Annotated in this window: 16 protein-coding genes and 1 pseudogene; 11 read left to right on the top strand and 6 right to left on the bottom strand. The window is 40.7% G+C overall.

Annotation, left to right across the window (positions count from 1 at the left end; genetic code table 11):
- The first annotated feature begins 50 nt into the window (after positions 1-50).
- The 5 genes and pseudogenes from MAF46_RS03050 (at position 51) to MAF46_RS03030 (ending at position 7,777) form a co-directional block, all read left to right on the top strand.
- Positions 51-2,156: a hypothetical protein gene (locus MAF46_RS03050; RefSeq protein ID WP_020757906.1), complete on the top strand. Its 2,106-nt coding sequence runs from the start codon at positions 51-53 to the stop codon at positions 2,154-2,156.
- Between the two features lie 243 nt (positions 2,157-2,399).
- Complete coding sequence (locus MAF46_RS03045) at positions 2,400-4,949, top strand: InlB B-repeat-containing protein (RefSeq protein WP_081090761.1); 2,550 nt, start codon at positions 2,400-2,402, stop codon at positions 4,947-4,949.
- A gap of 145 nt (positions 4,950-5,094) precedes the next feature.
- Positions 5,095-5,352 (top strand): hypothetical protein, encoded by a 258-nt coding sequence (locus MAF46_RS03040; protein ID WP_004132119.1) that lies wholly within the window; start codon positions 5,095-5,097, stop codon positions 5,350-5,352.
- A gap of 26 nt (positions 5,353-5,378) precedes the next feature.
- Positions 5,379-5,672 (top strand): type II toxin-antitoxin system YafQ family toxin, encoded by a 294-nt coding sequence (locus MAF46_RS03035; RefSeq protein WP_004132121.1) that lies wholly within the window; start codon positions 5,379-5,381, stop codon positions 5,670-5,672.
- A 153-nt stretch (positions 5,673-5,825) separates the two neighbouring features.
- Positions 5,826-7,777: pseudogene (locus MAF46_RS03030) on the top strand (InlB B-repeat-containing protein).
- A gap of 66 nt (positions 7,778-7,843) precedes the next feature.
- Here the strand turns inward: MAF46_RS03030 and MAF46_RS03025 are convergent.
- On the bottom strand, positions 7,844-10,531 hold the full coding sequence (locus tag MAF46_RS03025) for a DNA gyrase/topoisomerase IV subunit A (RefSeq protein WP_060785902.1): 2,688 nt from the start codon (positions 10,529-10,531) through the stop codon (positions 7,844-7,846).
- Between the two features lie 217 nt (positions 10,532-10,748).
- On the opposite strand from MAF46_RS03025, the gene MAF46_RS03020 reads away from it, so the two are divergent.
- Positions 10,749-11,966, top strand: a complete 1,218-nt coding sequence (locus tag MAF46_RS03020) for an alkaline phosphatase family protein (protein WP_060785903.1) — start codon at positions 10,749-10,751, stop codon at positions 11,964-11,966.
- Between the two features lie 20 nt (positions 11,967-11,986).
- On the opposite strand, the gene sepH is transcribed toward MAF46_RS03020, so the two are convergent.
- Complete coding sequence (sepH, locus tag MAF46_RS03015) at positions 11,987-13,309, bottom strand: septation protein SepH (protein ID WP_060785904.1); 1,323 nt, start codon at positions 13,307-13,309, stop codon at positions 11,987-11,989.
- Between the two features lie 233 nt (positions 13,310-13,542).
- Between sepH and MAF46_RS03010 the strand changes: the two genes are divergently transcribed.
- The 3 genes from MAF46_RS03010 to MAF46_RS03000 are packed head-to-tail and all read left to right on the top strand — an operon-like array spanning position 13,543 to position 16,675.
- Entirely contained in the window at positions 13,543-13,836 is a 294-nt protein-coding gene (locus MAF46_RS03010; RefSeq protein ID WP_004574584.1) for a DUF4193 domain-containing protein, read from the top strand.
- Positions 13,836-14,324: a dUTP diphosphatase gene (dut, locus tag MAF46_RS03005; protein WP_004132127.1), complete on the top strand. Its 489-nt coding sequence runs from the start codon at positions 13,836-13,838 to the stop codon at positions 14,322-14,324. Before MAF46_RS03010 ends, dut begins: the two co-directional genes overlap by 1 nt.
- A gap of 11 nt (positions 14,325-14,335) precedes the next feature.
- Positions 14,336-16,675, top strand: coding sequence for a RelA/SpoT family protein (locus MAF46_RS03000; protein ID WP_060785905.1), 2,340 nt, complete (start codon positions 14,336-14,338; stop codon positions 16,673-16,675).
- Positions 16,676-16,809: 134 nt separating this feature from the next.
- Here the strand turns inward: MAF46_RS03000 and MAF46_RS02995 are convergent, their stop codons facing one another.
- From MAF46_RS02995 to MAF46_RS02980, 4 genes are all read right to left on the bottom strand, one after another.
- Positions 16,810-17,349, bottom strand: a complete 540-nt coding sequence (locus tag MAF46_RS02995) for a peptidylprolyl isomerase (RefSeq protein ID WP_004132129.1) — start codon at positions 17,347-17,349, stop codon at positions 16,810-16,812.
- A gap of 52 nt (positions 17,350-17,401) precedes the next feature.
- Positions 17,402-18,082, bottom strand: coding sequence for a methionine ABC transporter permease (locus MAF46_RS02990; protein WP_060785906.1), 681 nt, complete (start codon positions 18,080-18,082; stop codon positions 17,402-17,404).
- A 1-nt stretch (position 18,083) separates the two neighbouring features.
- Entirely contained in the window at positions 18,084-18,884 is an 801-nt protein-coding gene (locus MAF46_RS02985; protein ID WP_060785907.1) for a methionine ABC transporter ATP-binding protein, read from the bottom strand.
- A gap of 111 nt (positions 18,885-18,995) precedes the next feature.
- A complete protein-coding gene (locus MAF46_RS02980) occupies positions 18,996-19,844 on the bottom strand; it encodes a MetQ/NlpA family ABC transporter substrate-binding protein (protein ID WP_020758567.1) in 849 nt (282 codons plus the stop codon).
- A 291-nt stretch (positions 19,845-20,135) separates the two neighbouring features.
- On the opposite strand from MAF46_RS02980, the gene MAF46_RS02975 reads away from it, so the two are divergent.
- Positions 20,136-21,848: an NAD+ synthase gene (locus MAF46_RS02975; RefSeq protein WP_060786025.1), complete on the top strand. Its 1,713-nt coding sequence runs from the start codon at positions 20,136-20,138 to the stop codon at positions 21,846-21,848.
- A 249-nt stretch (positions 21,849-22,097) separates the two neighbouring features.
- A complete protein-coding gene (locus tag MAF46_RS02970; RefSeq protein WP_004132136.1) occupies positions 22,098-24,473 on the top strand; it encodes a formate acetyltransferase in 2,376 nt (791 codons plus the stop codon).
- Positions 24,474-24,565: the final 92 nt, after the last annotated feature.

Raw genomic sequence — 24,565 nt, 5'->3', positions numbered from 1 at the left:
TGTTTTAATCGCTAATAATTTTAGAAGAGTTGGTTTTGCGAGAGGAAAAAATGAGTAAGAGAACTAATATAATTTTGACTAGCGCTATGATGGGTATTGCTACTGCTGCGTGTGCTTTTTGCGTGGCGCAAAGTGCGAATGCTGCCGAAATGTCAGCTGCTTCTTCTGGTGCTAATACGTCTGTAAATTCTTCTGCCGCAACTTCTAATACACTCGGGGGGGGGGCTTTAGATAGCACTTCCTCAGAACATGCTAAATCTGTTGATGAAGATAGAAGTGCTCCTGAGGAAACGCCTGTATTTGATACTGCTGCTAACTATAAGAAAGTTGACGAAGATGATGACAGTATCACATACGATTATGTAAAAAATCCTAATAAAATAACTAATCCTTTTCCTGAATTTATTTCTAATAAAGAAATTGAAGATGAGTTTAAGAAAGGTGAAGTTAGTATAAGCAAGGAATACTTTATTCCTGACTCTACAGAGAGTGGCGAAAACGCTAAACCTGTTGATATAAGTAACACTAAAGTTTTACCTAAAGGTAAAGGAACGTTCAAAATATATGCAGTTTTTAAATTTGCAGATTTAGCTTATCCTATACAACTTTATACTTTTGATGCGTATCAGTCGCGAAATGGAATTATTGCGTCTGACGGTAGTGTTTATTCCGGATCAGATTCAACTGTGAAATATGTTTTTCATCAAGGAACTTTTAAGCTAAATGGGCATGAGCTTAAAAACGATTCTAAGAATAGAATTCTTATTAATGTTGATAAGAAAAATTCGACAGATAATTATTTTTACTTTGAACTAACTTGTCCGAGTGATAATGAGCTTAACGAACGTGTGCTTATGAATGGTGGCGTATCTATGACCACTGGCGGATATAAGCGCACTAGTTTAATAGCTGAATATGTAGTGTCTACAGACGCTCAATTCCATTTTGTTGATGATTTGCAATATAGAGCTATGAATCCTAAAGGTCTAGATGGGAAAGGTAAGTTAAAACAGCGAGGAAATTCAGATTATCATACTTCGCTTCAAAAAAATGAAAGTAAAGTTAACCTTATGTCTGCAAAGCCATTCTATGAGATTGAAGGATTACAAGATATAGACAGTAAGGTTACTAAAACCAATACATCCTTATATTATCGCAGCACTGGCGGAGATTTAAAAACTCCTATTCTTTCGTACGAAGGAGATTCAAAAGCTACTGATATAAAGCGTCCTACATTAGCTCAGCTTACTGGCACAAAAATTCCTGGCTATGTTTATTGGGATAATGACATTGATAAGCCTAAGAACAAGAATCATGAGTTTGCAAACGATAATGCTACTAAGGAAGATCCTGGTAATCACTATCTTTCTTTTGCGTACGAAATGAAGGACGGCAAGCCTGTTAAGCGTCTTACTAGAAAGCACTACTATGTGACTTTTAGAGCAATTCCTACGCAGTTGGTCGTCAAATATAAGAAGTCTGATGGAACATTTGAATCAAATGCAAAGTACGAGCTTTTAGATTCTAAGAATACTCAAATTGGAAATCAATTTGCTGCTGCGAGTGGTGATATTGTTGCCAGTAGTATAAACGATTTAGTCACTATGATGAAGTCAACTGACACTACTTTTCTTAAAGGTTTTACTGGTTACTTATCTAACGGTGCTGTGTATTTGATTCCAGGAAACTATACTGTAAAACCTACAGCTCAAGCGCCTGAAGGGTACGAGTGGGTTGTAGATTCAAATAAGCAGGATACCAAAACTAGTGCAGATATTAATATTGGACTTCAAACTGGAAATACTGCTTCTCTACAATTTATTACTTTTGTATTGAAGAAGAAGCCAACTCCTCCTATTCCTACACCTGCACCATCTCCGACTCCAGCGCCTGAGCCTACTCCAGTTCCTGATGTTTCTGATGCGCCTGATGATTCGTGGATTCCTCTTCCTGAGATTGTTCCAGAGAATCCAGAGTATTCTGTTGTTCAGCGTTTTAAGGCTGTTGATGCTGGTGAGGATTATAATGTTAAGGCTCCTGCTAAGCATTTGCCTGATACCGGTGTTTCAGCAACTTCAACATTTGTGACTTCAATCATATCCCTTTTCGCTGGTTTTTCTAGTTTGCTTGCTGGAATAACTAAACGCAAAAATTAGTATTGCATTTATGAATGTTTTGAGCGAATGCTGATAATTTCCCTCTGATGTTTTATATATCAGGGGGAAATTCGTTGCTATCGTATTATCTGCTTTCAAGCAAATATTGTGTGCGTCTACTTATATTTAATGTTTATTTATTGTATAATCAAAAGTGTTTATAAGTTTTGTGGATTTAAGCTTTGCTTAATGGTTGTTTGTACAATTTATGTAATTTTATGAGTTTTTAGTAAAGAGGCGAAAATGAATAAAAAAACTGCAATTGTGTTGTCAACGACGATGATGAGTATTGCTACAGCTGCTTGCGCTTTTTGCATTGCTCAGGCTGCGAATGCTGCTGAAAATAATTCTGCAGCAGATGTGAAGCAGAATGTCACTAGTGTTGATTTTTCTAATGGGGGGGGGGGAGGTACTTTCCCTGTTGATTTAGCAAAGTCACAAAAGTCCGTAAAATCACAAGAAAATGTGCAGAATGATATATCTGCAAAGTCGCGCGATTTGGCGCAGTCACATGCTTCTAAACAGTCACAAGAAATTATTAGAAAACAGAAGTCTGATTCTGAAGGTCATGAATCTAACTTTGATAATGCTGATTCTTCTAGCGGTGAAACTAGGTTGACACCTTCCTCTGACTATAGTGGTTCTGCTGTCGATAACAAAGCTGATAAAAGAAATGATCCTACTGATGCGGGTAAACCAAAAAACGATGAAGTAAGTACACAAAAATCAGTTAAAGCAACAAAAGATGATAGGGCGTCAGCAGATTCGCCTGCTAATGTCGATAAGCAAAGCGAAGTTAAACCTAATAAAGATGGCATATACGATTTTAGTAATGACAAGAATGTAATCAATCCGTTCCCGAATGTTATTACGCCTGCTGAAGTCAAAGAGCTGCAGGATAAAACAACATCTGTTAGGCCTCTGTCCTCTATTCAAAAGATTTTTTATACGTCTTATGGTAAGAAGTTTTCTGTAGAGAACGGTCAAGCAACAGGCGATACTAAAACTGTTGATGAAATCATCAACACGTATAGTGGCAGGCTTGGAAGAATTGATATTTTCATATTTGTTCCACGTGTTGATAAAGAAGGTGTATATACAGGTGATGGCCAATTTTATCCATACAGGTCATCTCGCGAGCTAAAAAATTCAGATGGATCAGCAGATTTTGACTTTAATAAAGCTCCCGACAATAAGATCTCATACAGGCTCGAGGTAAATGGGAAGCTTATTGGATCCAATTTGGCTGATAAGACAAATATCACAGTATATATGAGAAAGAACCAAACGTTTATTCATGTTGTTATGGAGGGTGACAACACTCATGAAGCTATTTTTGGCTATGAAGGATTTAATCATGAAGACTCATCTGGAATTTTTGGATATGTCGCCTTTTTACCTGAATGTGGCGCGCAATTTCACTTTGTAGATGATTTGCAATATCGCAAGGCAGCAAACATTAAAGGGAATGATGAGCTTCCACAACGTAGTTCTGCTGAAACTGATAGGTTCTCTACTAAACCGTTTACCAAGTTGGATTTATCCGATTTGTCTGACATGAAAAATATTTCCGAAGTTAGGTTTGGTAATAATCAGGTTGTAAGAAATATGTATACGCCTCTACTAAGCTACGAAGGCGATCCCAAGAAAGATTCTATTAAGCGCCCAACTATGGAAGAGCTTAAAAACACTAACATCCCTGGTTATTTGTATTACAGTAACGATATTGATACTCCTAATGGAGGCAAATTTACCAAGGATAATACTGAAAATTTTGGCAACTACGATTACGGTATTGTTCGAGATAAGGATGATAATCAAGTAACAACGAAGCATTATTATGTGACTTTTAGGCCGATTCCTACGCAGCTTGTTGTGCGATACAAAGATTTGCAAAACAATATTGAGAGTGGTAAGAAGTATGCTATTTATTCTGGAAATACTCTTGTAAGTGATACTCTTACTTCATCTTCTAATACCCCAACAGCTCCTACAAAAGCTGAACTTCAAACGATGATAACGAATTCGAATACAACTTTGCTTAGTGAGGCAGCTGGGTATATTTCTGGCAACGATGTGTATCTTGCTCCGGGAAACTATATTGTAAAGCCAAAAGCTGCAATTGATGATGAAAATTATGAGTGGGTTGTTGAACCAAAAAACTCAGAAGATATCGTTGACGCTCCAACTGATGCTAACGTTAATATTGCAGTGCATTCAACTGATAATGTTTCTACTCAGCAAGTTGTTACTTTCATATTGCGAAAGAAAATTGCTACTGTAACATTTTTCGACGGCGATGACAGTAAGCCGTATGCGACTGTGGCAGTTCAAAAAGGAAGTTCGATTGATGGTGACGAACTGAAAAATCAGTCGATGCCTAAAGATCCTACGAAGCCTGGTTTTACTTTTAACGGTTGGTTTACTGAGAAAGATGGTAAAGGTACTAAGTTCACTGGAAATACTACTGTGCGTGGCAATATTTCTGTGCATAGTTCGTATATATCTAATCTGCCAGCTCCGGAGCCTGAACAAGAACCAGTTCCAGTTCCTGAATTGCAAATCCCTGTTTCTCCAGATCCGATTCTGCCGCCTGCTGAAGCAGAGCCGGAACCTGCACCAGCTCCAGCTCCTTCGCAGCCAGAGCAACCTGAACAACAACCTAAGCACGCTGCTAAGCATCTTCCTAAAACTGGCTCAACCGCAACCACAATTCTCGCTTCCGCAATTGCCTCGCTGTTCTCTGGGCTTGTGGTATTGGAAGCAGACTTAAGGCATCTTCACGAAAATTAAAAACAGTTAATTATTTATGTTGATGCAATTTAAGTTATTGAGTAGTATTACTATGTAAAATTACTTAGTAATACTACTTAGTAATTATGTCGTTTGTAAATCGATGGTTTTATTGTTTGAGTTGTTAATTGGGGAGGAATATTAAATGCCTAATCAAGATACTGTTACATGCTCATTTGTTATGGATCGCAATATTTACAACCAGTATAAGCATGTAGTTAAATCACGCGGAGATAATGTAAAAAACAATTTAGTTAAATATATGCAATCGGTTATTAAATATGATATTCCTAATGCGGATACTATTGAAGCTATTGAGGAAGTAAAACAGCTTAAGGCTAATACTAATAAAAAAACTTACGGTTCATTTGCTGAACTTTTGCAAGATATTGACAATGATTGACTGTAGCGATAATCACGAGAATGTCTATGAGCGTTTATAAGAAATATCGTATTGCGCAGTCGCGCATGTTTAAAAAAGATTTGAAGCTGGCTATTAAACGTGGATATAACATTAGTTTGCTTGAAGAAGTTGTTGATATTCTTGCGTCTGGTGTGAGTCTTCCTGGAAAATATCAGGATCATAAACTCGCTGGTAATTATGATGGTTGCCGAGAATGTCATATAACTCCTGATTGGCTGCTTGTTTACGAAATAGCAGATGATGAACTTATATTATATTTGACTCGCACTGGCACTCATTCTGATCTGTTTGGTAAGTAATAATTATTACGATTATTGTTAGTTTAGTTACATTTTGTTGCTATTGAAAGTGTAAGTTGTAGAATATGTGAAGATTCAAACTAATACTGTTAAGCACATGTATTATATTAATCGCTAATAATTTTAGAAGAGTTGGTTTTGCGAGAGGAAAAAATGAGTAAGAGAACTAATATAATTTTGACTAGCGCTATGATGGGTATTGCTACTGCTGCGTGTGCTTTTTGCGTGGCGCAAAGTGCGAATGCTGCCGAAATGTCAGCTGCTTCTTCTGGTGCTAATACGTCTGTAAATTCTTCTGCCGCAACTTCTAATACACTCGGGGGGGGGGAGCTTTAGATAGCACTTCCGTAAAACCTTCTGAAAGTATTAACTCTTCAAATTCTAACGAAACTGAAAAAACTAACGAAACTACAAAATCTGCTAAATCTGCTAAAACTTCTGAATCTGTAACTGATACTGAAAATTTTGAAACTAATAAGATTACGCAAACTCTTATAGATGTAAGCAATACTAATCTTCCAACAAATAATCGTGGAAGTATAAATGTACCTGAATCTGCAGAATCTAGGGAAGCTTCGACTGATTCAAGTACTACAGATGATGCATCTTTAACTTGGACGCGTGATGACTTTAACATCACCCCTGACGGCAAACAGATTGGGTACAGGAAAGATATTACTGTTACTGATCATGATGGAAAACCATCTGGTACAGAAAATGTTATTGTTCCAGGACTTAATGCCAAAGGCCTTGCAAAGCTTAAGAAAAATCATCACATAGTTATTCCTGAAGGCATTGAAGTTATTCATGAATGTGCTTTTACTGGAAGTGCAACACAAGTTGGAAATAAACATGAACACATTGATGGCGAAACTTATATTGAAGGCGTAACTCTTCCACAGTCTCTTAAGATTATAGAATATGGCGCTTTCGGTTGGAATAAAATTAAGGGAACTGTTACTATTCCGAAAAGTGTAATTTCAATACATAATGGCGCTTTTGTAGCTAATGAAATTGAAAAAGTTGTGTTTGAAGGTGTAATTGATGATAAGGGAAAAGAGCACGATACAGATACTAATCCGTATTATCTTGCTGGAGTTGGTAGTGTTGCTTTCCAAGGTAATAAAATTTCTGAAATTGTTGTAAAAGGTAATTTAGGGAATTATCAATTATTCCCATCTAATAATCCACAAAAAAGCGATTCTGTATTTGATAACCAGAATCCAGGAACTTTCACTATTGAAGTAGGAGAGGAGTACAAGAGACCTATTACAATTACGCAGGAAAACTCTAATCATACAATCAGTGTCATAGAGGGATTCAAAGAAAACGGTAGTCCAGTACAAATTGAAAGTTCATCTTACTTTAAGAAGAATAAAGAAGGCAAATATATAGCAGTAAAACCTGGGACACTTGAAGGTCAGTGCCTGTTTTACGATATTATCAACAGACAATTTAGGATAATTGGTATTTCGCACTTTACCTACAAAATCGTTCCTAAGGCTAAGATCTACACTGTTACCTTTGTAGATGGCAATAATTCTAATTATGCTTCTGTGCAAGTTAAGGAAGGCAAAAGCATAAGTGAAAACAGTGTTGCAGGTCAGATGATGCCATCGGCACCATCTAAAGAAGGTTATACTTTTGTAGAGTGGAATGCCGACTCTACAGGTAAGGATAAAAGCAAAATATTTACTGATCAAACTTCAGTAAAAAGTGATATGACGGTTTATGCTATTTATACACCTAAGCCAGCTCCTGCTCCGATTCCAACGCCTGTGCCAACGCCAACGCCAAATCCTGCGCCAGAGACGGATGAAGAGCAAACTCCAGCTCCAGATTCTACGCCTATTACAGATTTTGTTCCTTCGCATGGGCAAGAATATACAAAGAATCAAGATTATTCGTTTGATGTAAAGAAACAAGATGAAGCGCCATTGAAAATGCAGATTCAAGCTAATTCTGCTAAGCATTTGCCTGAAACTGGCTCTTCAGTGGCTATGGCCATGAATTCTTTGTTTGCATCTGTGTTTGCAGGAATTTTCGTACTTTTAGGAGCTAGAAAATCACTCCGTAGCTATTCCAAGCATGCTCGCAAAAACTAGTTACGAAAATTGCAACTTTAGCATCCATCGAAACAATTGCGTAAATGGCGTAACTACACAGCGTAACTACCCAATATGCGCAATTGGGGAAACAAGCTCAGTTCCCGAAGCGTCTCTTCGCATATCTGGCTTAGGTAGTTCCACGTTCGCTCCGCGTTGTGTAGTCGCGTAAAGCGGATAATTCCCAACGTATGCTGCCAAAAGCGTGTTTTGCCCCTTAAGGAATCGCTGTGATCGTACGCCTCCCGTGCCGCGACCCTTTGTAGGATACATTTCTAGCGGTGTAATCTTTGCAGCTCCGTTTTCTGTTCCAGCAAGCGCGTCACTGTCTCCAGCAAGAGTGAATACTACGCTTCCAGAAGCAGAAAATAGTCCGTTTTCGCCCTCTTCGTAGTTCCATTCAACATCATTTTTAGCAACTACAGCAAAGGCAGAAACAACGCATCCTTCATTAAGTCTAATTCCTGCCATTCCAGCAGAGCTTCGCCCCTGCGCTCGCACTTGTTTGGCGTCGAATGTAAGTAGGGAAGAGTCGCTGCTTATAAACACAATCCTGTCTTCGTCTTTTGCAAGAGCTGCGCCGATTACTGAATCATTATCTTTTAAGTCAATAATGCTCCAGGAATCCATTGTTGTTGGCGACTCAAAATTCCATCGTTTTACAACGCCATTCTTTGTTCCGATTGCAAGAGGAGTTTTAGAAGATGTAGGAGTTTTAGAATCAGATTCGCCTAATGCAATAGCAGCTACGACTTTTTCTCCTCTAATCGGGTCTGTGCTTTGAGTGGAAGTTAGCAATTCGCTTGCGTTAACTCCATTAGAAAGCGATTCTAGAACGTCTTCGTTTCCTTGATTTAAGTGTGGCAAATCTGCAACATGCGCTATTACTAATCGCCCTGCGGATGTTATTAAAGCGTAGTTTGCGCGCGTTGTTGTTTCAAACAGGCTTAAGCATGGAGTATCAAAAACATTTGAAGAATGTGATTTCCATCTATTAAATGTTTCAACGCTTGTTCTTGCTATAAGCCCAGATGTGCTCAAAGCTACAGCGCATGGATCGTCGCTTAATTGCAAAGCTATTGCAGACGCATCGCTGCTTCCAGACTTTTTGGCAGCTAGTGCAGCTGCTGCTACATCTGCTTGAGTGCTTGTAATCTTATTTGCTGCAATAACTGCGTCCATTGCTAAATCATTGTTTGTAACTTTAGTGTTTTTAGTGCAAACAGGCGTAAAGCTGCCGTCTTCTTGCTCGTCTAAAAGAATTGTTCTGCGAGGAGTATCCCACTGTTTTACAGCATAATCCATCTCTGCAATCACAACTTTGTCTAGCTGATTTGCAGAGCTTAGAATCTCGTTAAGCTCATCTATTTTTTGCAATAAGTCGTTTTTTTCGCCTTCTAGCTCGATTCGACTCATTTTTGTAAGTCTTCTAAGCCTTAGGTCAAGAATGTATTGCGCTTGAATCTCGTCTAAATCAAATACGCTAATAAGCTTTGATTTTGCAGTTTCTGCGTCTTCGGAAGACCTAATTACTTGAATTACTTCGTCAATGTCTAGCATTGCAAGAAGCAATCCTTCTACAAGGTGCAATCTCTCTTTGGCTTTGTTTAGTCTAAATTCGCTGCGCCTTCTAATAACGGTTCTTCTGTGCGAAATCCACACATCTAGAAGCTCGCGAAGACCCATTGTGTGCGGCCTGCCGTCTACTAGCGCAACATTGTTAATCGTAAAGCTTTCTTGCAGTGGAGTGTGCTTAAAAAGTTGCGCAAGAACAGCGTTTGGGTCGAATCCTGTTTTTATTTCGATTACGATTCGCGTTCCGTTATGTCTATCTGTTAAGTCGATTGCTCCAGATATTCCGTCTAGTTTGCGCGCTTTTATACCTTGAGATATGCGTTCGAGCACGCGTTCCGGTCCAACCATAAATGGCAATTCTGTAACAATAATCGCCTTTTTGCGCGCTGTAACGTTTTCAATATGCGTTTTTGATCTAGTTGTAAAAGCGCCTCTTCCAGTTTCGTACGCTTCGCGGATTCCGCTGCGGCCAATAATTATGCCGCCGCCTGGCCAGTCTGGGCCTGGAACTATTTGCATTAAATCGTCTAGAGTAGCATTTGGGTGCTTCATAACGTATTTCGCTGCAGCTACAACTTCTCCAAGATTGTGAGTAGCCATATTTGTAGCCATTCCAACTGCGATTCCAGAAGCTCCGTTTACAAGCAAGTTTGGTATAGCAGCAGGCAAAACTGTTGGCTCTTTTAGCTTATTATCGTAGTTTGGAGCAAAGTCAACAGTGTCTTCGTTTATGTCTGCATTCATTCCAAGCGCTGCTGGAGCTAGTCGCGCTTCTGTGTACCTGGATGCTGCAGGGCCGTCGTCTAAGGAACCAAAGTTTCCATGACCGTCAACCAAAGGGAGTCTAAGAGAAAATGGCTGAGCCAATCGCACCATTGCTTCGTAAATCGCGGAATCTCCATGCGGATGCAGCTTTCCCATAACTTCGCCTACAACGCGAGCAGACTTCATATACGCGTGATCTGGCGTAAGATTCATGTTTCCCATTTGGTACACGATTCTGCGCTGTACTGGCTTCATTCCGTCTCTTGCGTCTGGCAATGCGCGCGCGTAAATCACAGAGTATGCGTATTCCAGGAAAGATTTGCTCATCTCTTCGTTAAGCGGCGTTTCAACAATGTTTTCTTTAACCTTTCTAGGGTCGAAGGCTGGTTTTGTTGACTTGCTGCGTGAAGGCATGATTTTGAACTCCTTGAAGTGACTTACAAGCCTTTATAATACCAATTTATATGCACAAATGTTTATTAAATGCTTATTTTTCTTGTGATTTTAATTGCCATTTTAGTGGTGATTTTTCTTGCGTTATTTCTTGCGTTATTTCTTATGATTTGAATCTAACTTTAGCGCTAACTCGAATTTAACTTTAATGTAGTCTTTTTTAACTACAATGTAGCTTATGACTATTGAGATTCCACAATTGGATGACTTGTTGAAGTTTGTTGAAAGTAGCAAAATCCGTGACGCATATAATAATCCTAAATTTGCTCTTCATCTATCTTCGATTCTTCCAGCTCTTAGTGCTTCTATAGGATCGCCAATTTGCACACAAATCCATAAAAATCCTGATTCTTTGCGAGATTTGTTTGGGTTTCCTAAAGTAAAAAGTGCTGTTGTTGTGCTTGTGGATGGTCTTGGATATTGGAATCTTGCTATTAGAAAAGGTCATGCTCCATATTTGCGTACTCTTCTTAACAACACTGCAAATCAGCGACCTATAACAACTTGCGTTCCTAGTACTACAGTTGCAGCAATGGCCACTTTTGGCACTGGAACTTGCCCTGGTCTTACTGCAATGACAGGATACACTCAAAAAAATCCCAAAACTGGTGCATTATCTCAATTAATCCAATTTAGGGATGCTCCAAATCCATTAGATTTGCAGCGTCAGCCTACAATATTCGAGTCGCTTTCTAGCTTGGGTGTTAGAGCGAATCACGTAAGTCTTTCAAAATTTGAGGATTCTCCTTTAACTCAAGCAGCTTTTAGAGGAGCTAAATTTATAAGCGGAACAACTGCTAGAGCGAGAATTATGAACGCTGCAAATAGCACTAAAACGCCTGGTCTAACGTATTTGTATCTTAGGGATATTGACAAAATCGGGCATAATTATGGTTGGGAATCCGAGAATTGGGTTTCTATTTTTGAGCAGATAGACGCACAATTAAATCTTTTAAGAAAAAATTGTCAAAAAGGAACTCTAATCGTTATTACGGCAGACCATGGAATGATTGAGTCAAATCCAGATTTGAAAATAGATATTGCAAAAGATAGTCGTCTTACTAAAGGAGTTAAGCTTGTTGGGGGAGAGCCTAGGTCTGTTATGCTTTACGCGGAAGATGGCGCAAATCCAGAAGACATTGCGTTAAGGTGGACTAATGTTTTGCAAGATAAAGCGCGTGTTAGAACTAAAGAGCAAGCTGTTAAAGATGGCGTTTTTGGAGAAGTCAGCTCGCTTGCGCTAAGCGTTATTGGAGATGTTCTTGTTCAAGCAAAGTCATCTGTAACAATCGTTGATTCTAGAATCGAAACAGAAAAAGCCATGAACTTGCCGAGTGTTCATGGCTCTATGAGCGCAATGGAAATGGATATTCCGTGCTTAGTTGATATAGCTTAATTTACGCTAAATCATCCTTATCATCCTTCGCCAAAAAGAATCTCATCCCAGCTAGGAACAGCTGCACGGCTGCTCTTTTTGGCTTTAGAATGTTCGTTTGCGCGCGCTTTAGCAGACTTTGGCGTTTGCGCAGACTTTGGCGTTTCTATCGAAACAGTTTTGTCTGCTTGAATGTGATTATCTTCTTGTTTTGCTTTTTCGATACTCGAGTCATTGTTAGAACTAGAGTCGTCACTAAAAAGCGCATCTGAATTGTTGCTAGATTTGCTCAAATCGGAATTGGACGAGTTTGCTATATTCGATGCGATTTGTACGGCATTTATACTGTTAGATACAGCATTTGCATCCACTTGGTTCTCGCTATTTGCAACTAAAGTACTTAGATTATTGTTTTGCTCGTAGCTTTGCAAAGAATCTAAAGGATTTGCGTTATTTTGGTCTAGTGATTTATTCGCATTGTATTGTTCTTGTGCGTTTTGTGCGTTTGCGTTTTGCGCATTTTGGTCTTGCTCATTTTTTGCATTTTGCGCTTGCATTGCAACATTTGCAACATTTGCAAGGTTCTCACTATTCCTCGATTCCCATTGAGAAACAGCGCGCTCTATTCTTGCAGAACGAATTGAGTTTCCTGGAAGATCTTCGTTTGCAAATGGGAAGCTAATGCTTACAGTATCTCTATAAGTTCCGCCAAATTGCGACTTTTTGGAAGAATCATTATTCATAACTTCTTCGCCAAGTAACAATCTTGCAGAAGGATTAGCGCAAGCAACGGAGTTATCGTGCATGTTCCAAGTCCACTCGGCTTTTATTGTGCGAGTAGCAGTGTTGAATTCTGCTGTTATAAGCCATGGCTCAAGTCCGCGTCTTGTGGCACGCCACTTTACTGTTTCCATTCCAATATGCGCTTTTGCAAGAGTGCGCTCAATTAAATCCGAAAGAGTTCGCATATTGCTTTGTTTAGGCGCTGGAACAGTCAAGAATTGTTCAATAGCATATTGCTTTTCGGTTTCTACTCCGCTTGAGAATCGTCTAACTTGAGATTCGCTTACGTTGTAGCGCTTTGCAACATGTTCTGGTTCTAATCCAGCGCGTATTAAAGCTTGAATTTGAGATATAGGCAGAGTTGCTGTAGTTGCATTTGGCGAATCGTCCGATTTGCCAGTCGAGTTAACTGTATTTTGATTACGTCCATCAACATTTGTTAGTTTTTTCGACTCGGCGATTGCGCGCTCCAGCGTGTCGTCAACATGAATTTTTAACGGCGTGTTTTCAAAAATAAAAATTAAATCGCCATTATTATCCACATGATCGAAACTCGCCTCTTTTGGCGGATTTTCAAGCATTGCGCACCACTTTCCTCGCTTTTAACGATACTTATAACATACTTTAGTCCATAGTATGCCTTCTTTGCCATTTTCTATTAATAAAAAAGCGAGTATTCTATGCGGGGTAGCTTTCATGTATGCTATGCGCGTAGGTAGATTTAGACTAATTGCTATAAATAGTGCTAATCGCTATAAATAAAGTAGAAAAGTAGTTTTAAGCAATAAGTAATCTTAAAAACGAAAGGACCATAATGGCACAGGATTATGATTCTCCTCGTAGTAAAGACGAAGACGAGGAGTCGTTGGAAGCATTGAGCAAAGGCTCTCAAAGTTCTGCAAACGATATAGACGATGACGAAAACGCTATTGCAGAAGATTACGAGTTGCCAGGCGCAGATCTTAGCAACGAAGATGCATCTGTTACAGTAATACCAATGCAAGGTGATGAGTTCATTTGCTCCGAATGCTTCCTTGTAAAGCACAGAAGCCAGCTCGCTCAAATGTCTCAAGACGGTCAACCAATTTGCAAGGAGTGCGCAGCTTAATGGCTTACGATGATACCTATACGGGCCCAGAGCAGGTGGAAGTTCTTATTAAATATTTGAACGATGGAACAGATAGCCAGGCTGCAATGGAGCATCTTTCTTACGCCCATGCTGGAGATGCTGGAGCGGATTTGCGAACTACGCAAGACGTTACATTGCGTCCATTTGAGCGTGCTCTAGTGCCGACTGGCGTTGCAATCGCCTTGCCTGCTGGATACGTGGCTTTGGTTCATCCGCGTTCTGGTTTAGCTGTAAAACAGGGTGTTACTGTTCTTAATGCTCCAGGAACGATTGATGCTGGGTATCGTGGAGAGATTAAGGTTCCATTAATCAATATGGATCCAAATAATACTGTGCAATTTAATCGTGGAGATCGCATAGCTCAGCTTGTTATTCAACGTTATGTTGAAGCTAGGTTTGTTGAAGCAAGTCAGCTTCCAGGCTCCGATAGATCCACTAAAGGATTTGGCTCTACTGGCGTGCAATGAGGTGACATTCAATGGGAGAATCTCAAGAAGATATTAAAGGCGCTAATATGCTCGGGTGTGAAATTAGCGAAGATATGCGAGACCCATTGCGTCCTATATTGCAAATGTGCAAGTGGCATCATCCCGATGAAAACATGGATATTTTGCATAAGGCGTATAAAAGAGCCGTAAAACAGCATACGGGTCAAAGGCGTAAATCGGGAGAGCCGTACATTATTCACCCTCTTGCTGTAGCTCAAATTTTAGCTGATCTTGGAATGGGATCGATTGTTGTTGCAGCAGGATTATTGCACGATACTGTAGAAGACACAGATTACACGCTAGAAGAGTGCAGAGCAGACTTTGGAGACACGGTTGCTGGCCTTGTAGATGGCGTTACAAAAATATCCAATATGGAGTACGGCGAAAGCGCTCAAGCAGAAACAATTCGCAAAATGGTTGTTGCAATGAGCCGAGATGTGCGAGTGTTAGTAGTAAAACTTGCAGATCGATTACATAATGCGCGTACGTGGAGGTACGTTAAGGCGTCTAGCTCGCATAAAAAAGCTCGAGAAACTTTAGATGTTTACGCTCCTCTTGCAAATCGACTCGGCATGAATGCCATTAAAACAGAGCTTGAAGAGCTAAGCTTTAAGGTTTTGTACCCTAAGATTTACAACGAAATCGTAGTGTTAGTTGCTAGAAGAGCTGGCCAGCGAGAAGTCTACTTGCGTCAAATCCTAGAAGAAATCAACGAAGATTTAAGTCAGCAGCGAGTAAAAGCTTCTGTTAAGGGGCGTCCAAAAGATTACTTTTCAATTTACCAAAAGATGATTGTTCGCGGCCACGATTTTGAAAATATCTACGACCTTGTAGGCGTTAGAATAATCGTTGATTCTATTCGAGACTGTTATGCGGCTCTTGGCGCAGTTCACGCGCGTTGGAGCCCTGTTCCAGGCCGATTTAAGGACTACATTGCTACTCCTAAGCTAAATATGTATCAAAGCTTGCACACTACTGTTGTAGGCCCTGGTGGAAAGCCTGTTGAGATTCAAATTCGCACATGGGATATGCATAGGCGTGCTGAGTTTGGTATTGCTGCACACTGGAAGTACAAAGCGAACGGCCAAGCTGGTCGAGCTTTAAGCAAGCCAGATAAGGGTGATGTTAAGCGCGAGCAAGAAGAGAACAAAGAGCTTAGCGAATTAGATAACTTAAAGTGGATTCAGCAGCTTGCAGATTGGACCAGCGAAACGCCAGATTCCGACGAATTTCTAGGATCCTTAAAGCAAGATCTTGGAGCTTCAGAAGTCTACGTGTTTACTCCAAAGGGGAGTATTGTTGCTCTTCCGCAAGATGCAACGCCAGTTGACTTTGCTTATTCTGTGCATACAGAAGTTGGACACAGAATGATGGGCGCTCGCGTAAATGGAAAGCTTGTTCCGCTAGATACAAAGCTTAACAACGGAGACACTGTAGAAGTTCTTACGTCTAAGTCCGATACTGCTGGCCCTTCTAGAGATTGGCTCAGCTTTGTAAAAAGTCCTAGAGCTAGAAATAAGATTAGGCAATGGTTTAGCAAGGAACGCCGTTCAGAGGCCATTGAAGAGGGTAAAGACGAGCTTACGCGCGCTATGCGTAAACGTAACTTGCCTTTGTCTACTTTGCTCACTCCGCAGGCGTTAATAGGCGTTGCAGAAGAGCTTAATATTACTGCTAACGTAGAAGCTGTTTATGCTGCGATTGGCGAAGGTCAAGTTTCTACGCAAAATGTTATTTCTCGTCTTGTTAAAGATGCGGGAAGTGAAGAAGTAGCAGAAGAAGCGCAAGAAGAGGCGCTTCCGCTTAGAAGGGCAGAGCGTAATCGCAAGTCTAACGGCGTTCTTGGCGTTTCTGTAAAGGGTGTTGGAGACGTTTGGGTTAAGCTTGCGCGCTGTTGCATGCCTGTTCCAGGAGATGACATTGTTGGCTTTATAACAAGAAATCAGGGTGTTTCTGTTCATAGAACGGATTGCCAGAATATGATTGATTTGCAAAAGTCGCAATCGGAGCGTGTTATTCCTGTGCAATGGACTAGTGATAAAGGCTTGTTCCTTGTTAAAGTTCAAGTAGAGGCTTTGGATCGTCAGCATTTGCTTTCGGATGTTACACGAGTTCTTTCGGATCATGGCGTAAATATTCTTTCGGGAACGATTGCTACTGGAGACGATCGCGTTGCTACAAGCCAATTTACGTTCGAAATGGCAGATCCTCAACATTTGAACACTCTTCTTGCTGCAATTCGTAAGATTGATGGCGTTTTTGACGTTTATAGAATTACGGGTGCAAAAGATAGTGCGGAACCGCGACTTAGAAAAATGGAACGCGATTAAGCTGCGACTAAACAGTAACTAAATCGTAGCTAAAGCGCAACTAAACAATAAAACTTCCAGTCAAATAATGCTTTGGCTGGAAGTTTTATTATTGCAATTTTTATACTATTTTTGCTTTATTTTAGCTAATGTTTTTACTTAATAACATCAATGGATACGATTCCAACTGGCTCTAGTGGAGCGTCAGACCTATCTGTTGGAACAGATTCTAGCTTGTCTACAACAGCTTTAGACTCATCATCTACGACTTCTCCAAAAATTGTATGATGGCCATCAAGCCAAGGAGTTGGAACAGTTGTTATAAAGAATTGCGATCCATTCGTGCCATGCAAGCGGCCATCGCGTCCGCGTTGCTTTCCAGCATTTGCCATTGCGAGCAAATATGGCTTATCGAACTTTAGCGATGGGTCAATCTCGTCGTCAAATTCGTAGCCAGGGCCGCCCATTCCGTTTCCAAGAGGGCATCCGCCTTGAATCATAAAGTCTTTAATAATTCTGTGGAAAGTTAAGCCATTGTAGAAAGGCTCATTAGACTTTTCGCCGCTAAAAGGATCTACCCATTCTTTTGCGCCAGTTGCCAAGTCAACGAAATTTTTTACTGTAATAGGCGCTTTATCGTCAAAAAGATTAATCTTTATATCGCCTTCAGACGTATGCATATTAATAAGTGTCATATTGCGATTCTCCCATACATTAAAGACTGTTTATTGTTTATTTTGATTAATATTAGCGCTCGTGATGGTTGATTTTGTTGGATATTAAATCTCCAATGCTTTGCACTAATTGCACAAGAATAATGCACAAAATTACTGCTGCGCTCATAACGTCGTATTGATAACGCTGATATCCGTAGCGAATCGCAATATCTCCAAGTCCTCCTGCGCCAACTGTTCCAGCCATTGCTGAGAATCCAAAAAGCGTAATAAACGTTAATGCTGCTCCGCGAATTAGCGAAGGTAAACTTTCAAAAAGCAATACTTTGAACACGATTTGTGTGTTGCTTGCTCCAAAACTTTGAGCAGCTTCTATAAGACTTCCGTCAACTTCTGCCAAAGATTGCTCAACAATTCGCGCTACGAATGGCGCAGCTGTTATAACAAGCGGAACAATTGCTCCTGGAACACCTAAAGATGTTCCAACAATAAGCCTTGTAAGTGGGATTATAGCAACAAGCAAAATTATAAACGGAATAGATCGAACAACGTTTACAATGCTTCCTAAAACAGTGTTAAGCAGCGCGTTTTTGCAAATTCCTTGCTTTGCGCTTGTTATAAGAAGAACTCCTATTGGAAGTCCTATTACGTATGCAAATAATGTAGATATTGAAGTCATAACAATTGTGTCTTTTGTGCCTTCAATAATTAGTTCTCCATATTCGTCTATAAATTGTGAAATATTTTCTGGCATTTTATTTCACCTCGCTGTTTTCGTTGCTGTTGCTGATGTTTTTGCTGTTATCTCTATGATTTTCAACATTTTCGTTTGCAATAAGTGTTTTTAGAATATTGCTTTGCGGATTCTTGAAAAGCGTTGAAGTATCGCCGATTTCTACGATTTTTCCGCCGTCAATCATTGCAACTCTATCGCAAATATTGCGTGCAACTGCAAGAGAGTGAGTAATAATAACCAATGTAACGTTAAGATCTCGGTTAATTCTTCTAAGCAAGTCAAGTATTTGCGCTGTAGTTGTTGAATCCAATGCGCTTGTAGCTTCGTCACAAAGCATTATCGAAGGATTGTTAGCAAGCGCTCGCGCAATAGCAACACGTTGCTGCTGGCCGCCAGAAAGCTGAATAGGGTAGCGGTTTGCTAAATCTTTTAATCCAACTAAGTCAAGCAAATATTTTGCTCGCTCTTCTCGTTCGTTTTTATTCGTGTGGTTTAGTTCCAAAGGAAAAGTCACATTTTGCAATACGGTTCGCTGCTGAAAAAGACTAAAGTTTTGGAAAATCATGCCAATATTTGACCTGATATTAGATAAATCGCGATTTTTAGCATCTGTAATATCTTTTCCGTCTATTACAACTTTTCCGCTCGTAGGTCTTTCTAGAAGGTTTATGCATCTAACTAGCGAAGATTTTCCAGCTCCCGAAGACCCTAAAATTCCAAAGACTTCTCCCGATTCAATAGTCAAATTAATGTCTTTAAGCGCTTCGTGCTTAGTTTTGCCGCTTGAATAAGTCTTATAAAGATGTTCAATCTGAATCATTTTTCCACCGATTGTAGAACGAATTGTAAAACAAATATGAGGCACGTGCCTCTAGTTTTTTAGAGGCACATGTCTCTTTTTTTTTATTTGCGATTAAACGCTGTAGTCACGTTAAAACACTGGCAAAACAGCGCCGTTGTAGTTTTTATTTATAAAATCACGAACTGCGTCGGTTTTTAGTGCCTTAATAAGAGCCTTGATTTTAGCAAGCTTTTCGGAGCCCTTCTTAACAGCAATAATGTTTTCGTATGTTTTAGCAGCAACGCCTCCAACTTTTTCGCTTGTAAGAGGATCTTTAATTGGGTTAAATCCAGCTTGAATAGCGTAGTTTCCGTTTAGAGCAGCTAAATCAACGTCTTTAACAACTGTTGGAACCAAAGAGGCGTCTATTTCCTTAAACTTTAGATTCTTTGGATTAGAAACAATATCCTTCTTGGTTGAGTTAACATCCTTTGGATTCTTTAGCTTAAGAAGACCTGCGTCTTGCAAAAGAAGAAGTGCGCGAGCTTCGTTGGTTGGATCGCTAGGAACAGCAACTGTTGCGCCATCTTTTAAGTCCTTAATTGTTTTAGTTTTTCCTGGGTAAAGTCCAAATGGCTCAAAGTGGATTCCAGCAATAGAAATAATATGCGTTCCTCTTTCTTTATTAAAGTTATCTAAGTATGGCAAATGCTGATGGTAGTTTGCGTCTGCTTCGCCTTCTTCTACAGCAGTATTTGGTTGCACGTAATCAGTAAATTCCTTAACAACCAACTTATAGCCTTGCTTTTGCAAAATCGGCTTAACTACTTTGTTCAAAATATCGCTGTGAGGAGTTGGGGAAGCTGCAACCTTAATCACTTTATCGTCTTTAGTTGCTCCATTTGCAGAAGATCCGCATGCGCTTAGCGAAAGACCCAAAATCGCAGTTAGTGCTGTAAAAGCTGCAATAATCTTTGTGTTCTTTTTTGTGATTTTCATGTTTTTCCCCTTGTCCTTTAATGTTTTTTGTTCGTTGATTATTTTGTTTCTTAGCAACGGAATATCAATATATGCGATTTTGCAGCCTCTTCGCTACCTATTTTCTATTTGTATAATTTATGACGAGTTAGTAAAGCTAATAAAATCAATAAGATAATCAACAATTATTTTTTGCATTTAGGGCTTGATTTTTTGTTTTTCCTTATTGTTTTGGCGTGGCGTTTTGCAATCTTTTTGTTTTAGAAGGATTTAAAATGATATGGCTTATTCAATATGGCTTATAATAAAAACATGACTTCTTTGCGTTTAGCTTTAGCTCAAATTGACACTTGCGTTGGAAATATAAGCAAAAATACGGATGAAATATTGCGATTTTGCAAAGACGCAAGCAGTGGTAACGCCGATATTGTTGTGTTTCCAGAGATGACACTAACAGGGTATCCAATCGAGGACCTTGCTTTGCGAGCGACTTTTAGAAAAGCAGCTAATAATGCTGCTTATAGTCTTGCAAAAAGCTTAAAAGATAGTGGATTAGGCGACTTATACGTTGTTGTTGGAACGGTTGGTGTAGACGATGAGTTAGGTAAGCCAAGAAATCGCTTGCTTGTTATTAACAATGGAAAAGTGGCGCTTGTTTATGATAAGCATTTCTTGCCAAATTATGGCGTTTTTGACGAATTTAGAATTTTCTCGTCTGGAAATGATTGCGGAATTCTAAACGTTAAAGGTGCAAAATTAGGATTTGCGATTTGCGAAGATATTTGGCAAGATGGCGGCCCAGTTGCGCGTCTTTCTAAGGAGGGGATTGATGTTTTAGTAACAATCAACGGTTCTCCGTACGAAGAAGGCAAAACGGATATTCGATTAAAGTTGGCTCAAAAGCGCGCAAAAGAGGTTAATGCTCCGCTTGTTTACGTAAATCAAGTTGGTGCTCAAGACGATCTTGTTTTTGATGGCGGAAGCTTTGTAGTAAACGCAGATGGGTCTTTGATTGAGCGTTCTAAGATGTTTGATCAAGACTTAAGTTTTGTTGATTTTAATACAGATTTAGATGTGCAAAAGTGCTCGACAATTGCTCAAAAATTAGACCCAGACGAAGAAGTTTATTGCGCATGCGTTTTAGGACTTAGAGATTACATGCGTAAAAACGGCTTTAAGGGCGTTTGCTTAGGACTTTCTGGCGGAATTGACTCTGCGCTAGTTGCAACTATGGCGGCAGATGCTTGCGGAGGGCAAAACGTTTGGGGAATTTCAATGCCAAGCATGTATTCTTCGCTTGGCTCTAAAGACGATGCTTGCGATTTAGCTAAGCGCCTTGGTGCACACTACGATATTCAGCCTATTGAGCCGCTTTTTAAGTCATTCCAAAATCAGCTTGATTTGCAAGGTGTTGCTGCAGAAAATTTGCAAGCGCGAGTTAGGGGCGTGATTGTTATGGCGTATTCTAATTCGAAAGGTTTGCTGGCTTTAGCTACTGGCAATAAGTCGGAGCTTGCATGTGGTTATTCTACGATTTATGGAGATGCGGTAGGTGGGTATGCTCCTATTAAAGATTTGTTTAAGACTCGCGTTTGGGCGCTTTCTAGATGGCGTAATCGCGCTGCTAAAAATGGCGTAGGTCTTGGAATGTTGCCTATTGCTGGCAGTGAAGATTTTTCTAAAGAAAATAATCCTAAAGAAAATGCTCCAAAAGATGGCATTCTTATACCTGTAAACTCTATTGTTAAGCCTCCAAGTGCCGAGCTTAGGCCAGGGCAAAAGGACTCGGATTCTTTGCCAGAATACGATTTGCTAGACAAAGTGTTAGAGGCTCATATTGAGTTTGCTCACGGCAGGGCGGATTTGCTTGCAGATGGTTTTGATGAGCGCACAGTTGATACAGTTATTCGGCTTGTAGACCGCGCAGAATGGAAGCGTAGGCAGTATCCGTTAGGGCCAAAAGTTAGTGCGATTGCGTTTGGCAGAGATAGGCGAATTCCAGTAACAACGGCGTTTAGGGAATAGGCGGAGGCTGGGAACGGATTGGTGAAGCTTGGGAAAAGTCGCAAGCAACCGCCCGTTCGCTACGCGTTGTATATGTGCTAGTTTGAGGATTCAAACTAGCATTTTTATTAAAAATAAGCTAAAAAACAGTAAAATGTGAGGTAACTCACGTTAAAAATGCCAAAAATCGACGTGTACTGTTTAAACATTGCTCTAACATAGTAGAGAAGGCGACGTGAAGAAGCGTCGTGGATACGAAAGGAGTCAAATATGGCATCAGTGGATGCATCCGTTCTCAGCGAAGAGGATCTTCGTGCAAAAGCGTGGGATGGTTTTACAAGCGGCAATTGGGAAAAAGATATTGACGTTCGTGACTTTATCCTAAAGAATTACACTCCATACGAGGGTGATGAGACTTTCTTGGCAGACGCTACCGAAAAAACTAAGCATATGTGGAAGTACCTCGACGACAACTACTTGGCTGTCGAGCGCGAGCGCCGCGTATACGACGTTGAAACACATATTCCAGCAGGAATTGACGCAATGCCAGCAGGCTACATTGAAAGCCCAGAAGTAGATAACGTAATCGTAGGTCTTCAAACCGACGAACCTTGCAAGCGCGCTATGATGCCAAACGGCGGTTGGCGAATGGTTGAGCAGGCCATTAAGGAAGCTGGCAAGGAAGTAGATCCAGAAATCAAGAAGATTTTCACCGTTTATCGCAAGACTCATAACGATGGCGTGTTTGGTGTTTACACCAAGAATATTAAGATTGCTCGCCACAACAAGATTTTGACTGGTTTGCCAGACGCTTATGGCCGTGGTCGTATTATTGGTGATTATCGTCGTGTGGCTCTTTACGGCGTAAACATGCTTATTGAGTTCAAGAAGCGAGATAAGGATTCTATTCCATACCGCAACGACTTTACTGAGACCGAGATTGAGCATTGGATTCGCTTCCGCGAAGAGCACGATGAGCAAATCAAGGCTTTGAAGCAGCTTATTAACTTGGGTAATGAGTACGGCTTGGATTTGAGCCGCCCAGCTCAAACCGCTAAGGAAGCTGTTCAGTGGACTTACATGGGCTATCTTGCTTCTGTTAAGAGCCAGGATGGCGCTGCAATGAGCTTCGGCCGTGTTTCCGCATTCTTCGATTGCTACTTTGAGCGCGATTTGAAGGCTGGATTAATCAACGAAACCGATGCTCAGGAAATCATTGATGCATTGGTTATGAAGCTTCGTATTGTACGCTTCTTGCGCACTAAGGATTACGACGCAATCTTCTCTGGAGATCCATACTGGGCAACTTGGTCCGATGCAGGCTTCAGCGATGATGGTCGCACCTTTGTTACTAAGACTTCGTTCCGTTTGCTCAACACTTTGACTCTTGAGCATCTAGGTCCTGGTCCAGAGCCAAACATCACTATTTTCTGGGATCCAAAGCTTCCAGAAGCCTACAAGCGTTTCTGCGCACGAATCTCTATCGACACTTCTGCAATTCAGTACGAGTCCGATAAAGATATTCGTGAGCACTGGGGCGATGACGCTGCTATTGCTTGCTGCGTTTCCCCAATGCGCGTTGGTAAGCAAATGCAGTTCTTCGCTGCACGCGTTAACTCCGCAAAGGCTTTGCTCTACGCGATTAACGGTGGCCGCGATGAGATGACTGGCATGCAGGTTATTGATAAGGGCGTTATTGACCCAATCAAGCCAGAAGCTGATGGAACTCTTGACTACGAGAAGGTTAAGGCCAACTACGAGAAGGCTTTGGAATGGCTTTCCGAAACCTACATTGAGGCTTTGAACATAATCCACTACATGCACGATAAGTACGCATACGAGTCCATTGAGATGGCTTTGCACGATAGGGAAGTCTATCGTACACTCGGTTGCGGTATGTCTGGCTTGTCTATTGCTGCAGATTCCTTGGCTGCTCTAAAGTATGCAAAGGTTTACCCAATCTACAACAAGGATGCTAAGAATACAGAAGGCCACGAGTACGAGTACATCGAAGGCGCAGACGACGACTTAATCGTTGGCTACAAGACGGTTGGCGAGTTCCCAATCTACGGTAACGATGATGATCGTGCTGATGACTTGGCAAAGTGGGTTGTAAGCACTGTTATGGGTCAGGTAAAGCGTTTGCCTGTGTACCGTAATGCTGTTCCAACTCAGTCCATCTTGACTATTACTTCTAATGTTGAGTACGGCAAGAACACTGGTTCCTTCCCATCTGGCCACAAGAAGGGCACTCCTTACGCTCCAGGTGCAAACCCAGAAAATGGTATGGATTCGCACGGTATGCTTCCATCCATGTTCTCTGTTGGCAAGATTGACTATGACGATGCTCTCGATGGTATCTCGTTGACTAACACCATTACTCCAGATGGTTTGGGTAGAGATGAAGGCGAGCGCATTAGCAACCTTGTTGGTATTTTGGACGCTGGCAACGGCCACGGCTTGTACCACGCAAACATCAACGTTTTGCGCAAGGAACAGCTTGAAGACGCTGTTGAGCACCCAGAAAAGTACCCGCATCTTACGGTTCGTGTTTCTGGCTACGCAGTGAACTTTGTAAAGCTCACTAAGGAGCAGCAGCTCGACGTTATTTCTCGTACATTCCACCAGGGTTCAGTTACTGACTGATTCTGATTGATTTATGAGTGCCGCCGGGAGTGAGCAGGTTTTGCTCCTGGCGGCTTTTCAAATAAAATAGACTTAAAGATTACCAAAGACGG

The sequence above is a fragment of the Gardnerella pickettii genome (assembly GCF_029226345.1).
In the GTDB taxonomy this organism is placed as follows: Bacteria; Actinomycetota; Actinomycetes; order Actinomycetales; family Bifidobacteriaceae; genus Bifidobacterium; species Bifidobacterium piotii.
The sequence above is the reverse complement of the archived record's forward strand: the minus strand, read 5'-3'. Positions and strand labels throughout refer to the sequence as shown.

Bases quoted from the DNA above. Each gene is read 5' to 3' on its own strand.
- MAF46_RS03050 (WP_020757906.1), top strand. From the start codon at position 51: ATGAGTAAGAGAACTAATATAATTTTGACTAGCGCTATGATGGGTATT.
- MAF46_RS03045 (WP_081090761.1), top strand. From the start codon at position 2,400: ATGAATAAAAAAACTGCAATTGTGTTGTCAACGACGATGATGAGTATT.
- MAF46_RS03040 (WP_004132119.1), top strand. From the start codon at position 5,095: ATGCCTAATCAAGATACTGTTACATGCTCATTTGTTATGGATCGCAAT.
- MAF46_RS03035 (WP_004132121.1), top strand. From the start codon at position 5,379: ATGAGCGTTTATAAGAAATATCGTATTGCGCAGTCGCGCATGTTTAAA.
- MAF46_RS03025 (WP_060785902.1), bottom strand. From the start codon at position 10,531: ATGCCTTCACGCAGCAAGTCAACAAAACCAGCCTTCGACCCTAGAAAG.
- MAF46_RS03020 (WP_060785903.1), top strand. From the start codon at position 10,749: ATGACTATTGAGATTCCACAATTGGATGACTTGTTGAAGTTTGTTGAA.
- sepH (WP_060785904.1), bottom strand. From the start codon at position 13,309: ATGCTTGAAAATCCGCCAAAAGAGGCGAGTTTCGATCATGTGGATAAT.
- MAF46_RS03010 (WP_004574584.1), top strand. From the start codon at position 13,543: ATGGCACAGGATTATGATTCTCCTCGTAGTAAAGACGAAGACGAGGAG.
- dut (WP_004132127.1), top strand. From the start codon at position 13,836: ATGGCTTACGATGATACCTATACGGGCCCAGAGCAGGTGGAAGTTCTT.
- MAF46_RS03000 (WP_060785905.1), top strand. From the start codon at position 14,336: ATGGGAGAATCTCAAGAAGATATTAAAGGCGCTAATATGCTCGGGTGT.
- MAF46_RS02995 (WP_004132129.1), bottom strand. From the start codon at position 17,349: ATGACACTTATTAATATGCATACGTCTGAAGGCGATATAAAGATTAAT.
- MAF46_RS02990 (WP_060785906.1), bottom strand. From the start codon at position 18,082: ATGCCAGAAAATATTTCACAATTTATAGACGAATATGGAGAACTAATT.
- MAF46_RS02985 (WP_060785907.1), bottom strand. From the start codon at position 18,884: ATGATTCAGATTGAACATCTTTATAAGACTTATTCAAGCGGCAAAACT.
- MAF46_RS02980 (WP_020758567.1), bottom strand. From the start codon at position 19,844: ATGAAAATCACAAAAAAGAACACAAAGATTATTGCAGCTTTTACAGCA.
- MAF46_RS02975 (WP_060786025.1), top strand. From the start codon at position 20,136: ATGACTTCTTTGCGTTTAGCTTTAGCTCAAATTGACACTTGCGTTGGA.
- MAF46_RS02970 (WP_004132136.1), top strand. From the start codon at position 22,098: ATGGCATCAGTGGATGCATCCGTTCTCAGCGAAGAGGATCTTCGTGCA.